This is a genomic window from Actinoplanes italicus (genome assembly GCF_003001815.1).
Lineage (GTDB): Bacteria > Actinomycetota > Actinomycetes > Mycobacteriales > Micromonosporaceae > Actinoplanes > Actinoplanes italicus.
The window spans coordinates 153,189-170,406 of record NZ_PVMZ01000010.1 but is presented as its reverse complement, the minus strand read 5'-3'; the positions used below and the strand labels follow the sequence as shown (position 1 = coordinate 170,406).

Genomic DNA, 17,218 nt, shown 5'->3' with positions numbered 1-17,218 from the left:
GATCGCGCGGCTTCGTCATGCGGCCGGGATCGGATCGTCCGGACAGGACACGCCTCTCGTGAGGATCCGGGTGAACTCCCGCTCGAGCCGGGTCGCGGTCGCGTCGTCGAACCGGTTCCGGCGGAACTGCAGGTGGCCGATCAGGTCACCGTCCGGGTGCAGGTTCAGCGTCCACAGGATGCCGTCCGGCACGTCGCAGCCGACCGGCTGGGACACGAGCCGTCTGCGGATCTCGGCCAGGCTCAGATCACCGATGCGTTCGCCGTCGAGCACGTACGGGAACGGGAAGAACTGGAAGACGCACAGCGCCGCGTTCTCGTCGCCGGCCGGGTTCATCAGGTCCGGCGCCTCCTCGAAGATCTGCACGAACGGGATGTCGTACGCGTAGCTCTCCACACATGTCTGCCGGGTGCGCATCAGGACCTCGCGGAACGTGCGGCAGTTCGCGATGTCCGTACGCAGGGGAAGGAAGTTGAAGAAGGTCCCGACCGTCTCGTCGAAGCGCCCGTCGTCACGCCCCGGGGTGAACGTCGGCACGACGACGTCGGTGCGGCCGCTCATCCGGCTGAACGCGATCTCCAGCGCCGACAGGCACACCATGAACGGCGTGGTCCTCGTGCGCCGGGCCAGCTCACGGATCCCGGCGACGACGTCGGCGGTGATCAGATGGCGGTGGATCGAGGTGAGTTTCGGCGCGGTCGTCGACTCCGGACGGTCCGTGGGCAGCGCGAACACCTCGGCGTCGCGCAGCTTGTCCCGCCAGTACTTGCGCGCCTCCCCGGCGTCGTCCTGACTCAGCGTCTCCCGCTGGGTGAGGACGTACTCGCGGTACTGCCGGGGGCGCTCCGGGATCGGCAGACCCGCCCGCCGGGCCGAGTAGAGCGTGACCAGATCGCGTGCCATCAGACGCATCGACCAGCCGTCCGCGATCGAGTGGTGCACCTGGAGCACGAGCACCCCGTCGTCGGCGGTGAACCGCGCGAAGACGGCCCGCAGGTGCGGCACCACGTCGATGTCCAGCGTGCGGGACTCGATGTCGATGAGCAGCTCCTCGGCCCGTTCCTCGCGCGCGGCCGGCGCGGCCGGCAGGTCGCGGACGGTCAGCTCCGGGGAGCCGGGCGGCAGCACTTTCTGATAGCGCTCGTCGTCGCCGAGAACGATCGACGTGCGCAGCATCTCGTGGCGTTCCACGAGGTCGTCGAGGGCCGCCCGCAGCACGTCCACATCGATCCGGCCGTGGACGCGCCAGCCGTGCACGAGGTGGTTGCGGGGGCCGAACTGGCCGTCGGCGTCCCCCTCGTCGAACATGAACGTGAATTCCTGGTTGGCCGAGAACGGGATACGGCTCGTCTGCCTCCCCGCCGGATTTCCGATCGTCATCCTCTCAGCCTCACAGCTGCCCCGACCGCGGACATCTCCCATCCTGCCGGGTTCGCCGCCCGCCCCGGTCGGCACGCCGGGAGATGCCCGGCCGGCCGGACTCGGGAGACGCTCGGAACATGTCAGAATCCCTGAACACGGTCGATGCCGCGCCTCCGGGCTCGCCGGCCTATGCGGCCGCAACCGAGGTGTTCAATCTGGCGGCACCCGTCGAACCCGCTGCCGCGGTCACGGCGACCTCGGTGCCCGAGGTGCGCCAGGCCGTCGCCGCCGCCGAGTCCGCGAATCTTCCGGTACGGGTCCACAGCACCGGGCACGCGGCCGCGACGGCACGACCGATGCGCGACTCGCTGCTGATCCGCACCCGCATCGGCGGCGGCGTCGAGATCGACGCCGGCAACCGCGTCGCCCGGATCCCGGCCGGTACGTCCTGGGGCGAGGTCGCCGAGGCCGCCGAGCCGTACGGCCTCGCCGCCCCGCACGGCTCGTCACCCCTGGTGGGCGCGGTCGGCTACCTGCTGCGCGGCGGGATCAGCTTCTACGGACGGCAGACCGGCATCGCGGCGAACAGTGTCCGCGCGGTCGAGCTGGTGACCGCGGGCGGCCGGGTCCGGCGGGCCGACGCCGACCGGGACCCGGACCTGTTCTGGGCCCTGCGCGGCGGTGGCGGCGGGTTCGGTGTGGTGACCGCCGTCGAGGTGCAACTCTTCCCCGCCACCGAGGTCGTGACCGGTGCCGCCTACTGGTCCGCCACCGACGCCGAACGGCTGCTGACCACCTGGCTGGACTGGACCCGGACCGCGCCGTGGGCCGCGACCACCACGGTGCGGCTGATGAACCTGCCCGACCATCCGGACGTCCCCCCGGCGCTGCGCGTCGGGACGGTGCTCTGTGTGGACGGTGCGGTGCTCGGCGGTGCCGGGGGCGAACGCATCGCGGCCGGTCTGCTCGACCCGTTGCGGGCCGTCGCACCGCCGCTGCTCGACACCTGGGCATCGGCCGCGCCGGCCGCGGTGCTGCAGACCCACATGGACCCGACCGAGCCGTTCCCCGTGTACGGCGACCACATGCTGCTGCGCGACCTCGACGAACAGGCCGTCTCGGCGCTGCTGCGGGTGGCCGGGCACGGGTCCGGATCGCCACTGACCAACGTCGAGATCCGTCAGCTGGGCGGCGCACTGGCCGTGCCGTCGCCGTTCGGCGGCGCACTCGACCATCTGGATGCCCGCTTCGCGTACCTGGGTGGAGGGGTGCCGCTCGGCGTCACCGCGGAGGCGATCCGGGCTCGCACCGCGGTCCTGCGAGACACCCTGCGCCCGTGGGACACCGGGACCACGACGCCGACGTTCGCCGCGAACGTCGCCCAGCCGCAGCGGCACCTCGACGCGAACCGGATCGAGGCCGTCGACCGGGTGCGCGCCCGCGTGGACCCGGCCGGGATCTTCCGCGACGACATCGCCCCGAACGCCACCGCGCTGCACTGATTGGAGCCCTCATGGATTTCCCGTCGATTCCCGCGGCCTTCGCCGCGCAGCTGGCCGCGGCCCCCGACGCGCTCGCGGTCGACGCCGACGACGCCCGGCTCACCTATCGTGAGCTCGACGAGCGCGCCAACCGGCTGGCGAACCGCCTGCTGGGCCTGGGCGTACGGGCCGACGAACCGGTGGCCGTCCTGGTGGAACGCTCGGCGGAGGTCGTCGTGGCGTTCCTCGCCGTCGTCAAGGCGGGCGGCTGCTATCTGCCGCTGCACAGTGCCTACCCGCTGGACCGGATGCGCCGCATCGTCGCCGACGCCCGGCCGGCAGTGCTGATCGCGGACAAGGCGTGGGAGGCACGCGGCCTGCCCGAATGCGACCGGATCGTGGTCGTCGACACCGACACCGAGCTGCCGGACATGCCCGCCGGCGCTCCCCCGATGCCGGACGACCCGCTGCGGCTCGCGTACGTCATGTACACGTCCGGGTCCACGGGCACCCCGAAGGGCGTGGCCATCACCCACGGCGGCGTGCTGTCTCTGGCACTGGACCCGTGCTGGGCCGGGAGCGGCCGGCACACCCGGGTGCCGATGGTCGCACCGTACGCCTTCGACGTCTCCACCTACGAGGTGTGGGTGCCGCTGCTGCACGGCGGCTGCGTGGTCGTGCCGCCGGCCGGTGACGTCGATCTGGACGCGCTGCGGCGGCTCGTCGCCCAGGAGCGGGTCACCGCCCTGCACCTGACGGCCGGGCTGTTCCGGGCGGTGGCCGAGGAGGCGCCGGAGCTGCTCGACGGTGCCGGTGAGGTGATGACCGGCGGTGACGTGGTGTCGCCGGTGGCGGTGCGCAAGGTCCTCGACGCCTGTCCCGGGCTGGTCGTCCGGGTGCTGTACGGCCCGACCGAGAACACGCTCTTCACCACCCAGTCGACCTGGCGCGCCCCGTTCGAGGCACGGCCCACGATGCCGATCGGGGAGCCCATGGCGGGCGTACGGGTCCACGTCCTCGACGAGGCCCTGAACCCGGTCCCCGACGGCGAGGTGGGTGAGCTCCACATCGGTGGCGACCGGCTGGCCCGCGGATATCTGAACCGGCCCGACCTCACCGCGGAACGATTTCTGGAGGACCCCGCCGGGCGGCGGATGTACCGGACCGGTGACCTGGTCCGGTACGGGCCCGACGGCCTGCTGGAGTTCGTGGGCCGCATCGACGACCAGGTGAAGATACGCGGGTTCCGGGTGGAGGCCGGCGAGGTCGAGGCCGTACTGGCCGGCCACGACGGTGTCGCCGACGTGGCGGTGGTGCCACAGGAGACAAGCAGCGGTGAGAAGACGCTGGTGGCGTACCTGGTGCCGGGACCGTCCGGCGCGACTCCGGCGGAGCTGGACGCTCTCGCACGGCGGTCCCTGCCCGACTACATGGTGCCGTCGGCTTTCGTGCCCGTGCCCCGGCTGCCGCTGACGGCCAACGGGAAGCTGGACCGGGACGCACTCCCCCGGGTCGACCTCACCGGGCCGGTGGTGTCCCGGGCGCCGGGCAACGCCGTCGAGCGGGAGCTGTGCGGCATCTTCGCGGAGGTGCTGGGTATACCCGAGGTGGGTGTCGACGATGACTTCTTCGATCTGGGTGGCCAGTCACTGAACGCGCTGCGGCTGGTCAACCGGATCAAGGTGGTGCTGGGGGTCCCGGTGCGGGTGGACGCGGTCTTCGACGACCCGACCGTGGCGGGACTCGCCGCACGGATCGCCGCTTCGACCGGCGGCACGCCGGGCTCCCGCCGTGCGAGCCGCCAGTGAACTGGGTAGATTGCCGTAAAAGCGGCCAACCGACCAATCGAGCAAACACGGAGGGACTTGCGATGACCAAGTTGCAGTACCAATGCGCCATGTCGCTCGACGGCTTCATCGCCGGCCGGAACGGGGACATGTCCTGGATGGGCCTCGCCGGCGGCTCCGACGACGGCGGCGACTCCGCGGACGACTCGACCAATCCGCTGGTCGCCGAGGTGGGCGCGGTCCTCAGTGGCAGCAACACCTACCACGGTGACGACCCGAACGCCGGCACCGACAAGGAGGGCGGCTACGACGGGCAGTACGAGGGTCACACCTTCGTGCTGACCCATCACATCCCGGAGAAATCCGAGCCGGGGGTGACCTTCGTGGACGACCTGGAGAAGGCCATCGCGCTGGCCAAGGAGGCCGCCGGCGACAAGCTGGTCAGCGTCCTGGGCGCCGATGTGGCACGGCAGTGCATCGCGATCGGGGCGCTCGACGAGATCCTCGTCTACGTCACCCCGATCCTGCTCGGCGACGGTGTCCGGCTCTTCCACAACCCCGGTGGCGAACCGGTCCGGCTGGAGATCGTCAAGGCGGACGAGCTGAGCATCCTGAGCCGGGTCGTCTACTGACGCTCTCCCCCATGCGGAAAGGACCAGGGCCCGGCGGAAACCCGGGCCCTGGTCCTTCTGCGTGTTCAGGAGGCGGCGATCTTCAGGTCCTGGGCGCGGTCGGTGCTCTCCCACCTGAGGTCCGGCAGATCGCGGCCGAAATGCCCGTAGGCGGCGGTCTGCCGGTAGATCGGGCGCAGCAGGTCCAGGTCACGGATGATCGCGCCCGGCCGTAGATCGAAGACGTCGCCGATCGCCCTCTCGATCCGCTCGACCGGCACGTTCTCGGTGCCGAACGTCTCCACGAACAGGCTCACCGGGTGGGCCCGGCCGATCGCGTAGGCGACCTGCACCTCGCAGCGCTCGGCCAGGCCGGCGGCCACGACGTTCCTGGCGACCCAGCGCATGGCGTACGCCGCGGAGCGGTCCACCTTCGACGGATCCTTGCCGGAGAAGGCACCGCCGCCGTGACGGGCGTATCCGCCGTACGTGTCCACAATGATCTTGCGGCCGGTGAGACCGGCGTCGCCCATCGGACCGCCGATCTCGAAGCGCCCGGTCGGGTTCACCAGCAGCCGGTAGCCGTCGGTGTCCAGGCCGAGGCCCGCCAGCTCGGGGCCGATGACGTGCTCGCGCACGTCCGGCGTGAGCAGCGACTCCAGCGAGATGCCGCCCGCGTGCTGCGTCGAAACGACGACCGTGTCGAGACGCACCGGACGCAGCCCGTCGTACTCGATGGTGACCTGCGTCTTGCCGTCCGGCCGCAGATAGGGGATCGTGCCGTCCCTGCGCGCCGCCGACAGCCGGCGGGCCAGCCGGTGCGCCAGCGCGATCGGCAACGGCATCGCCTCGGGCGTCTCCGAGCAGGCGAAGCCGAACATCATGCCCTGGTCACCGGCACCCTGACTGTCGAGGGAGTCACCGTCGACTCCCAGCGCGATGTCCGGCGACTGCGCGCCCAATGACACGCTGACGCCGCAGGACGCGCCGTCGAAGCCCTTGGACGACGAGTCGTAACCGATGTCCAGCACCGTGTCCCGGACGATCTTCGGGATGTCGGCGTAGGCGTGCGTGGTGACCTCCCCCGCCACGTGCACCTGGCCCGTGGTGATCAGGGTCTCCACCGCGACGCGGCTCCGCGGGTCCTGCGCGAGCAGGGCGTCGAGGATCCCGTCGCTGATCTGGTCGGCGATCTTGTCCGGGTGGCCTTCGGTGACCGACTCGGAGGTGAACAGGCGGCGTGCCATGATCAGCCCGCTTCCCGGGTCAGTCCGCGTCGGCGAACTGACCGGACCGCCGTCCCGGACCGCTCGGTCCGCGATAGGCCTGGGCGAGATCCAGCCAGCGGTCCGCCTCGGAACCGGTGGCGGTCAGCGACAGGTCGTCACGGTGCCGGCGCCGGGTCGCGAGCAGGCACAGATCGACGGCCGGGCCGGTGACCCGATCGGGGCTGTCCTCGGGCCCGGCGGTCAGCACGTCGCCGGACGGCGTGGTCACCTCGAACCGGAGTTCCACATCCGGTGTCGGCAGGCCCCGGACCTGATAACCGAAGTCCCAGGTACGCCAGATGAAGTCGACGAGATGGGCCAGGCCGGGCGGCGGCTCCCGGTGCACCCCGAGCGCGTCCGCGATGTCCTGGCCGTGCCCGACCAGCTCCATCATGCCGGCCGCGGCCAGGACCGCCGCCGGCAGCGGCCGGACCAGCCAGGGCACCACCTGCATCGGGGGCGTGCCGGCCATCGCCGCGTCGAGAGCGACCAGTTCGTCACGCCACCGGTCGAGCAGGACCGCGTGCGGCTCCTTCAGGTACGGGGACATGGCGAGATCCACGTTGGCGTCGAAGTCGGGGCCGAGGTTCGCGGCGAACTTCTGGAACCGGTCGGGGGCGCTCATCGCCATGCTCGCCATCCGGAAGGTGGCGGCCAGGTGGGCGATCTGGTGGGCGACGGTCCAGCCGGGTGCCGGGGTCGGGCGCTTCCAGCCGGCGTCGTCGAGGCCGGACACGAGCTTGACCACGTCCTGGCCGGCCACATGCAGCTGCACGTACACATCAGGTTGGTTGATCATCGAAAGTCCTTTCGGATGCGGATAGGCGCCAGGCCACCGGCCGTGGATGGCGCCGCCGGGACATCAGCAGCACCGCGGCGCCGAGGACCACCAGGCCGTCCACGACCAGCAGGGTCGCGCTGAGCGGGTCCACGGAGTGCCCGTGCGACCCGTGGGCATGGGTGCCGCCGGAGGGCGGTGCGGCCGGGTCGACGGTGAAGTGGCGGAGCCCGCCCTCGCGGCCGCCGTCGGTGAACGCGACGTGGTAGACGATCGCGAAGACGCCGGTGCGTTGACTGGACATCGGTTGCGTGATGGTGCGTCCCTCGACCGACGGCGTGCCGGGGAGGGTGACCCTCGACCCGTCCGGGTCGAGGACCGACAGGTACGACCCGGCTGCGACGGGTTCGCGGCCGAAGGTGACCCGGACACTCGCCGGCACGGCCGGCAGCACCGCGTCGTCGGCCGGAACACTCGCCGCCGGTTCGTCACTCGCCGCCGCGGGCAGTGCCGGACCGGCCACCGTCAAACCGGTGATCAGCGCGGCCAGGACGGCTCCCACCGGGCGGCGCATGTCACGCCGGAGTCGGTGTGGACGCCCCCGCGGTGACCAGGTCGCGCCGGTCCGCGCAGTCGCAGGCCGCCGTCTCGCCCGCGGGGAGGGGGCGCAGGTGCAGGTACATCGCCACCACCATCGGGATGAAGACCACCGAGTTGTAGAACAGGTGCAGTTCCACCCGCGGCATGATCAGCTGGGCGATGCTGGTGGGCGCCGCGGCGCCGAAGAGATTGGCACCGGCCTGCGCCTGGATCAGCAGCAGCAGGTGCTCGATGTGGTGCCAGAACTGCAGGCCGAGCGCCAGGACCCACCACATCCGGGCCTTGCCGGTGAAGCCGGGCAGCAGCAGGAACAGGCCGATCAGCATCACGATCGCGAAGCCGTAGTGCAGCCACTCCGAGGTGATCAGCCACGGGAAGAACTGTCCGAGGACGCCACGGGCCTGCGGGCGCGGCATGCCCATCACCCAGATCTGATAGGCCTGCACCAGATGCTCGGCCCAGTGCGCGATCACCACGAACATGAACATCCGGAGTGCGGGTCGGTGGTAGCGGCCGTTGAGCTGGGCGACCGTGCGCGACTTCGGCCGTGTCGCTTGGTCTCGCATGACATTCCTCCATCCGATTCCTGGGTACGGAATTCACGCTATCGGCGTTTCGGGAACGGTCTTTCTTCGACGATGCGGTCTGCGTCGTGCACCGCTCGGCCGGCCTGTCGCGTGGTCACCAGGCCGGTCCGGTGCAGCCACCGGACGGTGTCGGCCAGGGTGGTCCGCAGTGGCCTCGCCGGGATGCCGAGCGGGTCGCCGGCGGCGATCGGGCGGGCCACCCGGCACGTGTGGATGGCGCCGTACTGGACCGGCAACCGGACCGGCAGGACGAGCTGCGCGACGTCGGCGAGGCGGCCGACCGGTTCCAGCGCCGCGGCCGGCAGGTGCACGGCGGGCAGCCGGCGACCGGTGATCGCCCGCAACGTGTCCAGCAGGGTGCGGGTGCCTGCCCACCGGCCCGGACCCGTGAAGCGGCCGGGACGGGGTACGCCGGTCAGCAGGACGGCGTGCAGCTCGGCGAGGTCGCGTACGTCCCCGATCGGAAACCCGCCGTCCGGCCAGATCGGCATCAGGCCGCGCAGCACGTCGCGGATCCGCAGGGTCTGGTCGCCGGGGCCCGGATCGTGCGGCCCGAGCAGGGCGGGCGGATAGATGATCGTCACCGGCTCCCCGGCGTCCTGGTGGTGGCGCGCCACGGTCTCGGCGGCCGCCTTGGAAGCGAGGTAGGTCTCGCCCCCCGTCGGCAGCAGGGCGCCGAATGTCGAGACGTGGACCGCCGCCGCACCGGCGTCACGGGCGGCACCGAGCACCACCTCGGTGCCTCGGACGTTGACGGCCCGGATCTCCGCCCACCGGCGCGGGTCGAAACTGTAGACGGAGGCCGCGTGCAGAACGGCTGAACAGCCACGCAGCGCGAACGCGACCGCGGCCGGGTCGGTGACGTCGCCGGCGACGATCCGCACGTGGGACGGGTCGAATCCGTGCGGGCGCAGGGCCGGTCCGACGCGTTGCGGATCTCGCACGAGCAGGCGTACGGATTCACCGCGTCGCAGAAGTGCGGCCACCGTGTGCGATCCGACGAGCCCGGTTCCGCCGGTGATCAGAACGGTCGACGCATTCTCGGAGTTGGCCGGGATACTGCCGTCCGGAAAGGATTGATATCCGTTTCTCATTTTTCATTCCCGCTCTTTGACAGGAGATTGCGAATGATTACCACGACCGACCCGGCCCAGGACCGAGCCGCTTTCGCGCGGCAGGTCAAGAATGCTTCGAGCTCCGAGTTGCGTGAGCTGCTCGACCGGTACGGCAAGACCGTTCTGACCGCGCTGGCCGCCGGCATGCCGGACGTGTTCCGCGCCGACCTCGCCGGCCCGCTCGACGCGGTCGTCCAGTGGCACGTGTTCGACCGTTCCGGTGAGGACAGTGAGGTCTTCGACCTGCACATCGCGGGCGGCCGCTGCCGCCTCGCGGAGCCCGGCGCCGCCAAGCCGCGGCTGGTGCTGCACCTCAACGAGGTCGACTTCGTCAAGATGACCACCGGGAACGCCGGCGCGCGGGTGCTGTTCCTGCGCGGCAAGCTGCGGGCCCGCGGCGACCTGGGGCTCGTGAACCGGTTGCCGAGCCTGTTCGACGTGCCCCGGCCCTGACCCGGCGGCCGATGCGGTGGCCCGCTCGCGGCGGGCCACCGCATTCGTCAACGATCCGCGGTGCGGGCCCAGGCGCTGCTGCTCACCGACGGCGGCGGCTCGGCGACGTAGCGGACCGGCAGCCCCCGTCGCCCGGCGGCCGCGACGATGCCGGGCACCGCCCGTTCGGCGAGGGCGGCGATGGTGAAGGCCGGGTTGACGGTCAGCGCTCCAGGCACCGCGGAGCCGTCGGTCACGAAGATGCCCGGGTGGCCGCGCAGCTCGTGGGTGTCGTCGAGGGCGGACGTCTCGGGATCGTCGCCGATGCGGCACGACGCCAGCGGGTGCACGGTGTACGCGCCGATCACCTCGTCGTTCCAGGGCATCACCCGGGCCAGGCCGTCGCGTTCGAGGATGTCGCGTACGTCCTCGTCGGCACGTTTCCAGGCGGCGCGGGTGTCGGCGGAGGGCCGGTACGACAGCGCACCGCGGCTGAGCATCTGCTGCGAGACCCGGTCGGCGTTACCGGTCTCCGGCGGCGGCCCGAAGACACCCTCGTTGTCGTCCTCGGACATGATGAAGATCGTCAGCCAGGACTGCCAGCGGCGCAGCATCTCCTTCTTCTCGGTCCCGAACCAGGTCGGCCCGGCCGCCTCGGGCGCCTGCGCGAGGATGGTGCCGAACCCGGGCGGGAAGTAGAGCTGCTCCAGCGAGTACCGGCTGAACTCGGGCAGCGAGCCGTCGAGCTTGTCCCAGCTCGCGCAGACCGGGCCTTTGCCGATCTGGTACGCCTCGTACGCGCGGCCGTCGCCACGGTCGAGTTTCAGCAGCTCACGCACCTTGTCCTCGTCGACCACCGCGGTGTTGAGCCGTTCGCCGTTGCCGGAGAAGTAGCGGCCCACCGCCTCGGGCATCGCTCCGAGGTCCTCCTCGGAGCGTTGCAGGATCACCGGGGTCGCGGCGGCGCCGGCGGCCACGACGACCAGCTTGCAGTCGATCGTGCCGGAGCCCGTGACGACCCGGTAGTCCACCTCGTCGACGGTGTTGTAGTGCACCCGGTAGCCGTCGCCGGTGCGCGTGATGCGTTGCACCTCGTGCAGCGGGCGGATGCGGGCGCCGTGCACGACCGCGGCCGGCAGGTAGTTGAGCAGCAGCGAGCGTTTGGCGTCGAACCGGCAGCCGGACATCATCCAGTTGCAGTTGGTGCAGCGGTCGCGGTCGATGGCGGCGGGCACCGGGTTGGCGGTGCGCCCGGCCCGGGAGCACGCCGCGGCGAACAGCCCGCCGGAGTAGGTGACGTCGTCCCAGTCCTGCCGGGTGATCGGCAGGGACTCGGCGACCATGTCGTACCACGGGTCGAGGGCGTCACGGTCGATGGTCCGCGGCCACATCCGCTCGCCGATGCCACCGCGCCGGCCGAAGACGTACCTCGGCGCCCTGGGCATGGCGGCGAAGTAGACGACGCTGCCGCCGCCGACGCAGTTGCCGCCGAGCACGTTCATGCCGTCGCCCATGGTGAACTCGAAGGCCCGGGTGGACGAGCTGCCGAACTTGAAGTCGTGGTCGAAGTCGTCGCCGGTCAGCCAGGGCCCGCGTTCGAGGATCTCGACGCGTGCGCCTCCGGCGGCGAGCCGGTAGGCGGGGATCGCGCCGCCGAACCCGCTGCCGATGACGACGACGTCGGTGCTGTCGTTGCGACTCATGCCGGATCTCCCGATTCCGTCGTGTGCGGGTGGACGGTGGCCAGGACCTTGCGGTACGAGAAGTCCGGGAACCGCCAGAGTCCGTCCGCGCCGGGCGGGGTGAACCCCATGGCGATCAGGCCCGGATGGCCGCCAGCGAGGGCGTCCGTCGTGTGCTGCGACGCGCCGGTGTCCCATGCCATCACGCTGAACATGGCCAGCGGCACCCACAGCTCGCGCTCCGGGTTGCCGGGCGCCATGAGCGTGGCGGCCAGGGCGGTGCGGTCGTCGAATCCGAGCGCGGCGAACGCCGGCACCCCGTCCTCGAGCGTCCGGCCGCGCCGGGCCGCCCAGTCCCGGGCGTGTTCGTCGAGCCCGGCCGCGAGGGTGGGCAGCACGCCCGCGAGCCCACCCTCCTCGGAGGTCATCAGGTCGATCGCCCCGGACGCCACGGCGCCGCCACCCGCCGCCGCCCCGGCGACCGCCCTGTCGTGCGGGCCACGGCGCTCGCCGGGAATGATCGTGTCCGCGAACGCTTCGAGTGTCATCACTTCGCGATCGTCGAGAATCGCGGATTTCGGCTCCATCAGATATGACCTTCCTGGGATTCCGCGCTGCATTCTCATCGTGGTCCGCGTTTAGTCCGGCAGGCATCTCCCGGGTTGCGCCACCACGGTGCGCACGGCGGAAGACGCCGGTCACCAGCCCTTTTCGACAGGATGGAAGGAATCGTTGTCGATCCATTGAGGAAAGAGGGACGTGATGACTTCGACCCCGACGTCCACGGGTCCGGACAAGGCGGATCAGGCGGCCATCGCGGCGGTTCCGGCGCGCATGGTGGCGGCGTGGCGCGAGCACGACTCGAAGGCCTTCGCCGGACTGTTCGCCGAGAACGGCACGATGATCCTGCCCGGCGTGTTCCGGCAGGGCCGTACGGCCATCGAGGAGTTCATGGCCCACGCCTACCAGGGTCCCTACAAGGGCACGACGGTCACCGGGCAGCCGATCGAGATCAAGCCGCTCGCCGACGGTGCGGTCGCCGTGCTGACCGAGGGCGGTGTGATCGCGGCCGGCGCCGACGGGCTGGACCCGGCGGACGCGATCCGGGCTTCCTGGATCCTCGTCAAGCGTGACGGCGAGTGGGTGCTGGCCGTCTACCAGAACTGCCCGCGCGACCCGGCCTGACCCGCCGGCGAAAGAAGGCGCTGCCGGTGGACGATCCACCGGCAGCGCCTTCCTCATGCGTGGGGTCAGGTCCGCCGCTTCTCCCGCAGGTGCCGCACCCACCAGTAGGCGCCGCGGATCACGCACACGATGGTGACGGCGAAGAACAGCGTGTAGACGATGTTGAACACCATCAGCACGCCGTACACCATGGCCACGGACGAACCGAACATGAACATGTCCCGGCCCTTCGACGGAGTCGTACCCGGGTCGGTGATCATGTAATTGGTGAAGAGCACGAACGCCACACCGGTCATCGGCACGAGCGCGCCCCACAGTGACACGTCCCAGATCCAGTGCCGGATCAGGGCCTGGATGACGAAGCCGCCGACCCAGCCCATGATGAGCAGCACCTTCTTGGTGAGCAGGGCGTTGAGCACCGTTCCCGCGGTCAGGATGACGAACGGGACCATGACGCTGATGGCGTCCGGAACGTTCTCGGTGAAGTGGTACGGCGGTGCGATGTTGACCCACGAGAACGCCAGCAGGGTGATCGTGATGCCGAAGTTCGACGGGTTCAGGAAGTGCCGCATCCGGCCGTTGATGGGCGCGCGGAACACCGCCTTCTGCGCGATCGCCACGACCACGGCGAACGCGATCGGCCAGAAGTGGACGTTGGCGTAGAGCAGCATGTTGCAGGCCAGCGCGGTGATGTGGGTGGGCAGCAGGAACGTGTACATGCCCCATGCGCCGTGCCCGGCGAAGGCGGGGCGCCGGCCCTGCGATCGGGCCGCGACCATCTCGATGGTGATCTCGGCGAAGTATCCGACGGCGAGGGCCAGCAGCGGCCAGGTCCACGGCTGTTCGAAGCCGAGCACCGTGTAGCCGAGGATGTTGAAGACGCTCATCGAGATGGCGAAGTTGCGCAGCGCCTTGTAGCGGGGGTCGGCCGCGTCGATGCGCGGGGTGGTCGTCGCGACCGGTGCCGGAGCCGATGGTGCGGACGGTGCCGCGGGCCGGCCGGCCCGGTGATCCAGCGTGACCTTGTCCTGCGTCAGTTCCGTCATCGGGCCGGTACCTCCGTTGCCTGGTCGGTAAGGACCAGCTCGTGCCAGCCCGCGGTCAGGTCGAGCGTCTGGGTGTGCCGGGCGCCGTTGATGTCGACCCAGCTGACCTCCGCCTTGACGGGGCCCGTGGTCGCTTCTCCGAGCCCGAAGAACACGTCGAAGCTGCGCCGGCCGCTGTGCCCGCCGCCGCCGTCGAGCTGGCCGATCCGCTTGCGGCCGTCCGCCGTCATCAGGCACACCTGCGCGCCGTACGCCGGGGTGGTGGCCTTGCCGGCGTCGTCGCCGAGAGCCGGCCGGTGCAGTCGCAGGCCCACGAAGTCGGAGTCCGCCGGCCGGTCGTTGCGGTAGTAGGCCGGCGCGCCCCACTGCCGTGCCACGGCGAAGTCCTGGCCGCCGCTGCCGTCGGTGTCGCTGACCGCGACACCGCGGGTCGGCACCGGCACCGCCAGCCCGAGATCCTTGCTGATGTTGACGTATTTGCCGTTGTCCTCGCGGGCCCAGAAGGCGAGGGCCTCGTTGCCGGAGATGTCGTCGCCCGGCTGGGCGTTCGGCCACATCTGCGGGTTCTCCAGCATCAGGTCGTTGCTCATGGCCAGTTCCTGCAGCCACGACCAGCGGTTGATCTCGCCCTTGATGAAGCCGTCGGCCTGCACCACGGCGGGGTTGCCGCTGTTGTCGAAGTCGGCGATCTTGGTGTCCCAGCCCCAGCCGGTGAACGCCATGTTGTAGTCGGCGGCCTTCTGGTCGAACGGCGCCTCACCGCGGCTCAGCTTCGTCTTCGCGTCCACCGCCGAGGTCGAGGTGTTCTTCCACAGGAAGTTGCTCTCCTCGATGCCCCACGACGTCGTGATGTTGCTGACGAACATGTCGAACCGGCCGGCCCCGAACAGGTCGCCGAACTCGGCCGACATGCCCTTGAACGAGTCGTGACCCAGCACCATCGACTTGGGTGTGACCGCGCCCCGGCGGCCCTCGGTGCCCTCGAACCTGATCCGGCCCGGCGTGGACACGTTGTGGAACAGGTGGTCCGGGCCGAAGTCGTTGGCCAGGTACAGCTCCGGCTGCAGGTCACCGTCGAGGTCGGCGGAGGCCGAGCCGAGGGTCCAGCCGCTGGCGAGCTTCGGCTCGATGGCGCCGGGCTGCTCCTGGTAACGGACCGACGGCTGGTCGCCGCCCTCCGCGCCGATCCAGCGCAGCACGTGCGCGCCGCCGCCGTTGGCGGCACGCGACATCGAGTGGTTCATGCGGACGTTGGCCGGCGAATCCGGGTCGAGCACGCCGCTGTCCGGGAAGTAGTTGAAGACGCCGACGTCCGGATGGCCGTCACGGTCGAAGTCGGCGACCGCCACGGCGTTGGTGTTCCACAGCGGGCCGTGGTAGGTGCCGTCCGGTGACGGAGCCTGCGGCACCAGCTCGGTCGGCAGGTAGGTGGCCCTGCTCAGCGGTTCCGGGCCGGTCTGCCGGTTGAGGAAGACGACGGGCGTCCGGCCCCAGTAGTAGGTGAGCAGGTCCATCCGGCCGTCCTGGTTGAAGTCGCCCGGGTTGCAGCCCATCGGGGCGACGCCCGGACCGGTCGGCAGCGGCGCCGGGTCGAGGACGAACGGCTGGTACCGCTCGCCCGTGCCGGGGGCCGGGGTGACGATCACCGCGTCGCTGCGGGTGTCGACCAGGCACAGGTCCTGGGCGCGGCCCGCACCGGTGAGGTCGTTGACCGCGATGGCCGCGCCCACCGACGAGACCCAGGAGCGGATGTGTTCGTAGTGCTTGTTCACCTGGCGCACGTTCTTCTGCGGCAGGCCGGGCGGCAGGGCGATGGGCATCTCGGTGAATCGGTAACGCGACGCGACGGCCGAACGTTCGGAGGCCGACGCCGACGGCGTCTGAGCGATCAGATACACCGAGCCGACCAGCACGAGGGCGAAGATCGACGGCATGAGCCGGCGTACGAGTCCGGCTGCTTTCGTGGGCAAGAGTCCCTCCTTGGGTGGGGCGCGCTGTCAGGCGCGGTGGACGGTGACCGGCAGACCGCCGCGGATGCGCAGCGAGAGCATCGGCTCGGCGACGACCGGCCGTCCGGGCACACCGGCCAGGCGCAGGTCGCGGCAGATCATGGCGAGGACCAGGACGGCCTCGAGCATCCCGAGATGACTGCCGACGCAGAACCGGGGTCCGGCACCGAACGGGATGTACGCGTAGCGCGGCCGGTCGGTGTCGGCGCCGGCGGTGAAGCGGCCCGGGTCGAAGCGGTCGGGCTCCGGCCAGAAACGAGGATCACGATGCAGCGTGTACGGCGACACGAGCACATCGGCGCCGGCCGGGACCCGGAACCCGCCCACCACGTCGGCGTCGTTCGCGATCCGGGGCAGCAGCCACACCGGCGGATACAGGCGCATCGCCTCCTGGATCACCGATGTCGTGTAGGTGAGCCCGTGCAGGTCCCCGTGGACAGGCACGCGGTCGCCGAGCACCCCGGCCGCCTCGTCGTGCACCCGCCGCCACACCTCGGGGTGCTTGTCGAGCAGGTGCAGGGTCCAGCTCAGCGTGCTGGCCGTCGTCTCGTGCCCGGCCAGCAGCAGGGTGACCAGCTCGTCGCGCAGGCGGGCCCGCCCGACGGCGGGGTCGCTCTCCCTGCTGGTCGACCTGATCAGCCGCGACAGCACGTCCTCGTCGTCGCCGGACCGGCTGTGACGTTCGGCGACGAGCCGGTCGACGACGCCCTCGAGACGCCGCCGGGCCCGGCGGAAGCGCACCTGGTGCGGCAGTGGGATCCACATCGGCACCATGCTCAGCGTGCTGAGCTCGAACATCGCCTGGTCCTGGACCGCCGCGAAGTCGCCGCCGATGTCCGGGAAGGCGTGCAGGTCGGCGTCGAGCAGGGTGCGGCCGAGCACGCCCAGTGTCAGCGAGGTGAGCTCGTCGACGAGGCGGACCGGACCGCTGCCGACGTGGCCGCGCAGCCGGTCGACCAGGCGTGCGCCCTCCGCGGCGACGGCGTCGGCCTGCTGGGCGATGCGCCGGCTCTGGAACGCCGGCTGGATGACCTTGCGCTGTTCGCGCCAGAGCCGTCCCTCACTGGTGAGCAGGCCGTCGCCGAGCGCGCGTCTGGCGTGCACGAGTCCGATGCCCTTGCGGTAGTTGTCGGCGTTGTCGGCCAGCACGTGCTTGGCGTACGCCGGATGGTTGAAGATGTAGAGGGTCTTGTGCCCGACCGGGAGCCGGCACGCGTCGCCGTAACGGCCGATCGCGCCGGACATCAGGGCCAGCCGGTCCCGGTTCATCAGCAT

Annotated in this window: 16 protein-coding genes; 5 read left to right on the top strand and 11 right to left on the bottom strand. The window is 70.9% G+C overall.

From position 1 onward, the window contains the following. Positions 1 to 15: 15 nt before the first annotated feature. On the bottom strand, positions 16 to 1,380 hold the full coding sequence (locus CLV67_RS24700; RefSeq protein WP_170153974.1) for a condensation domain-containing protein: 1,365 nt from the start codon (positions 1,378 to 1,380) through the stop codon (positions 16 to 18). Positions 1,381 to 1,499: 119 nt separating this feature from the next. Here CLV67_RS24700 and CLV67_RS24695 point away from each other — a divergent pair, with 119 nt between their 5' ends. The 3 genes from CLV67_RS24695 to CLV67_RS24685 all read left to right on the top strand — a co-directional run bounded on the left by CLV67_RS24695 (position 1,500) and on the right by CLV67_RS24685 (position 5,262). Beyond that, positions 1,500 to 2,864 (top strand): FAD-binding oxidoreductase, encoded by a 1,365-nt coding sequence (locus CLV67_RS24695; RefSeq protein ID WP_106322329.1) that lies wholly within the window; start codon positions 1,500 to 1,502, stop codon positions 2,862 to 2,864. An 11-nt stretch (positions 2,865 to 2,875) separates the two neighbouring features. Next, complete coding sequence (locus CLV67_RS24690; protein ID WP_106322327.1) at positions 2,876 to 4,651, top strand: non-ribosomal peptide synthetase; 1,776 nt, start codon at positions 2,876 to 2,878, stop codon at positions 4,649 to 4,651. A gap of 62 nt (positions 4,652 to 4,713) precedes the next feature. After that, a complete protein-coding gene (locus CLV67_RS24685; RefSeq protein WP_106322325.1) occupies positions 4,714 to 5,262 on the top strand; it encodes a dihydrofolate reductase family protein in 549 nt (182 codons plus the stop codon). A 65-nt stretch (positions 5,263 to 5,327) separates the two neighbouring features. On the opposite strand, the gene metK is transcribed toward CLV67_RS24685, so the two are convergent. From metK to CLV67_RS24660, 5 genes are read right to left on the bottom strand one after another with little or no spacing between them, the layout of a single operon-like run. Beyond that, the gene (metK, locus tag CLV67_RS24680) at positions 5,328 to 6,488 is read right to left on the bottom strand and encodes a methionine adenosyltransferase (RefSeq protein ID WP_106322323.1); all 1,161 of its coding nucleotides are present in this window, start codon (positions 6,486 to 6,488) and stop codon (positions 5,328 to 5,330) included. A gap of 19 nt (positions 6,489 to 6,507) precedes the next feature. Then, positions 6,508 to 7,308 (bottom strand): TIGR03084 family metal-binding protein, encoded by an 801-nt coding sequence (locus CLV67_RS24675; RefSeq protein ID WP_106322321.1) that lies wholly within the window; start codon positions 7,306 to 7,308, stop codon positions 6,508 to 6,510. Beyond that, positions 7,292 to 7,861, bottom strand: a complete 570-nt coding sequence (locus CLV67_RS24670) for a copper resistance CopC family protein (protein ID WP_106322319.1) — start codon at positions 7,859 to 7,861, stop codon at positions 7,292 to 7,294. The genes CLV67_RS24675 and CLV67_RS24670 overlap by 17 nt, the downstream gene beginning before the upstream one ends. A gap of 1 nt (position 7,862) precedes the next feature. Continuing rightward, positions 7,863 to 8,453, bottom strand: coding sequence for a hypothetical protein (locus CLV67_RS24665; RefSeq protein ID WP_106322317.1), 591 nt, complete (start codon positions 8,451 to 8,453; stop codon positions 7,863 to 7,865). Between the two features lie 38 nt (positions 8,454 to 8,491). After that, positions 8,492 to 9,568: an NAD-dependent epimerase/dehydratase family protein gene (locus CLV67_RS24660; RefSeq protein WP_106322315.1), complete on the bottom strand. Its 1,077-nt coding sequence runs from the start codon at positions 9,566 to 9,568 to the stop codon at positions 8,492 to 8,494. Positions 9,569 to 9,601: 33 nt separating this feature from the next. Here CLV67_RS24660 and CLV67_RS24655 point away from each other — a divergent pair, with 33 nt between their 5' ends. After that, positions 9,602 to 10,042, top strand: a complete 441-nt coding sequence (locus tag CLV67_RS24655; protein WP_106322313.1) for an SCP2 sterol-binding domain-containing protein — start codon at positions 9,602 to 9,604, stop codon at positions 10,040 to 10,042. 47 nt (positions 10,043 to 10,089) lie between these two features. Here CLV67_RS24655 and CLV67_RS24650 read toward each other — a convergent pair whose 3' ends face one another. Both CLV67_RS24650 and CLV67_RS24645 read right to left on the bottom strand, forming a co-directional pair. Beyond that, positions 10,090 to 11,724 (bottom strand): GMC family oxidoreductase N-terminal domain-containing protein, encoded by a 1,635-nt coding sequence (locus CLV67_RS24650; RefSeq protein WP_106322311.1) that lies wholly within the window; start codon positions 11,722 to 11,724, stop codon positions 10,090 to 10,092. Beyond that, positions 11,721 to 12,290, bottom strand: a complete 570-nt coding sequence (locus CLV67_RS24645) for a DUF5987 family protein (protein WP_106322309.1) — start codon at positions 12,288 to 12,290, stop codon at positions 11,721 to 11,723. The genes CLV67_RS24650 and CLV67_RS24645 overlap by 4 nt, the downstream gene beginning before the upstream one ends. A gap of 175 nt (positions 12,291 to 12,465) precedes the next feature. On the opposite strand from CLV67_RS24645, the gene CLV67_RS24640 reads away from it, so the two are divergent. Beyond that, the gene (locus CLV67_RS24640) at positions 12,466 to 12,888 is read left to right on the top strand and encodes an SgcJ/EcaC family oxidoreductase (protein ID WP_106322307.1); all 423 of its coding nucleotides are present in this window, start codon (positions 12,466 to 12,468) and stop codon (positions 12,886 to 12,888) included. 65 nt (positions 12,889 to 12,953) lie between these two features. Here CLV67_RS24640 and CLV67_RS24635 read toward each other — a convergent pair whose 3' ends face one another. The 3 genes from CLV67_RS24635 to CLV67_RS24625 all read right to left on the bottom strand — a co-directional run bounded on the left by CLV67_RS24635 (position 12,954) and on the right by CLV67_RS24625 (position 17,218). After that, positions 12,954 to 13,934 (bottom strand): enediyne biosynthesis protein, encoded by a 981-nt coding sequence (locus CLV67_RS24635; RefSeq protein ID WP_106322305.1) that lies wholly within the window; start codon positions 13,932 to 13,934, stop codon positions 12,954 to 12,956. Further along, entirely contained in the window at positions 13,931 to 15,868 is a 1,938-nt protein-coding gene (locus CLV67_RS24630; RefSeq protein ID WP_106322303.1) for an FG-GAP repeat domain-containing protein, read from the bottom strand. The genes CLV67_RS24635 and CLV67_RS24630 overlap by 4 nt, the downstream gene beginning before the upstream one ends. Before the next feature lie 63 nt (positions 15,869 to 15,931). Further along, complete coding sequence (locus CLV67_RS24625) at positions 15,932 to 17,218, bottom strand: cytochrome P450 (RefSeq protein WP_106322674.1); 1,287 nt, start codon at positions 17,216 to 17,218, stop codon at positions 15,932 to 15,934.

Bases quoted from the DNA above. Each gene is read 5' to 3' on its own strand.
- CLV67_RS24630 (WP_106322303.1), bottom strand. From the start codon at position 15,868: ATGCCGTCGATCTTCGCCCTCGTGCTGGTCGGCTCGGTGTATCTGATC.
- CLV67_RS24665 (WP_106322317.1), bottom strand. From the start codon at position 8,453: ATGCGAGACCAAGCGACACGGCCGAAGTCGCGCACGGTCGCCCAGCTC.
- CLV67_RS24635 (WP_106322305.1), bottom strand. From the start codon at position 13,934: ATGACGGAACTGACGCAGGACAAGGTCACGCTGGATCACCGGGCCGGC.
- CLV67_RS24675 (WP_106322321.1), bottom strand. From the start codon at position 7,308: ATGATCAACCAACCTGATGTGTACGTGCAGCTGCATGTGGCCGGCCAG.
- CLV67_RS24670 (WP_106322319.1), bottom strand. From the start codon at position 7,861: ATGCGCCGCCCGGTGGGAGCCGTCCTGGCCGCGCTGATCACCGGTTTG.
- CLV67_RS24625 (WP_106322674.1), bottom strand. From the start codon at position 17,218: ATGCTGATGAACCGGGACCGGCTGGCCCTGATGTCCGGCGCGATCGGC.
- CLV67_RS24655 (WP_106322313.1), top strand. From the start codon at position 9,602: ATGATTACCACGACCGACCCGGCCCAGGACCGAGCCGCTTTCGCGCGG.
- CLV67_RS24645 (WP_106322309.1), bottom strand. From the start codon at position 12,290: ATGGAGCCGAAATCCGCGATTCTCGACGATCGCGAAGTGATGACACTC.
- CLV67_RS24660 (WP_106322315.1), bottom strand. From the start codon at position 9,568: ATGAGAAACGGATATCAATCCTTTCCGGACGGCAGTATCCCGGCCAAC.
- CLV67_RS24700 (WP_170153974.1), bottom strand. From the start codon at position 1,380: ATGACGATCGGAAATCCGGCGGGGAGGCAGACGAGCCGTATCCCGTTC.
- CLV67_RS24640 (WP_106322307.1), top strand. From the start codon at position 12,466: ATGACTTCGACCCCGACGTCCACGGGTCCGGACAAGGCGGATCAGGCG.
- metK (WP_106322323.1), bottom strand. From the start codon at position 6,488: ATGGCACGCCGCCTGTTCACCTCCGAGTCGGTCACCGAAGGCCACCCG.
- CLV67_RS24690 (WP_106322327.1), top strand. From the start codon at position 2,876: ATGGATTTCCCGTCGATTCCCGCGGCCTTCGCCGCGCAGCTGGCCGCG.
- CLV67_RS24650 (WP_106322311.1), bottom strand. From the start codon at position 11,724: ATGAGTCGCAACGACAGCACCGACGTCGTCGTCATCGGCAGCGGGTTC.
- CLV67_RS24695 (WP_106322329.1), top strand. From the start codon at position 1,500: ATGTCAGAATCCCTGAACACGGTCGATGCCGCGCCTCCGGGCTCGCCG.
- CLV67_RS24685 (WP_106322325.1), top strand. From the start codon at position 4,714: ATGACCAAGTTGCAGTACCAATGCGCCATGTCGCTCGACGGCTTCATC.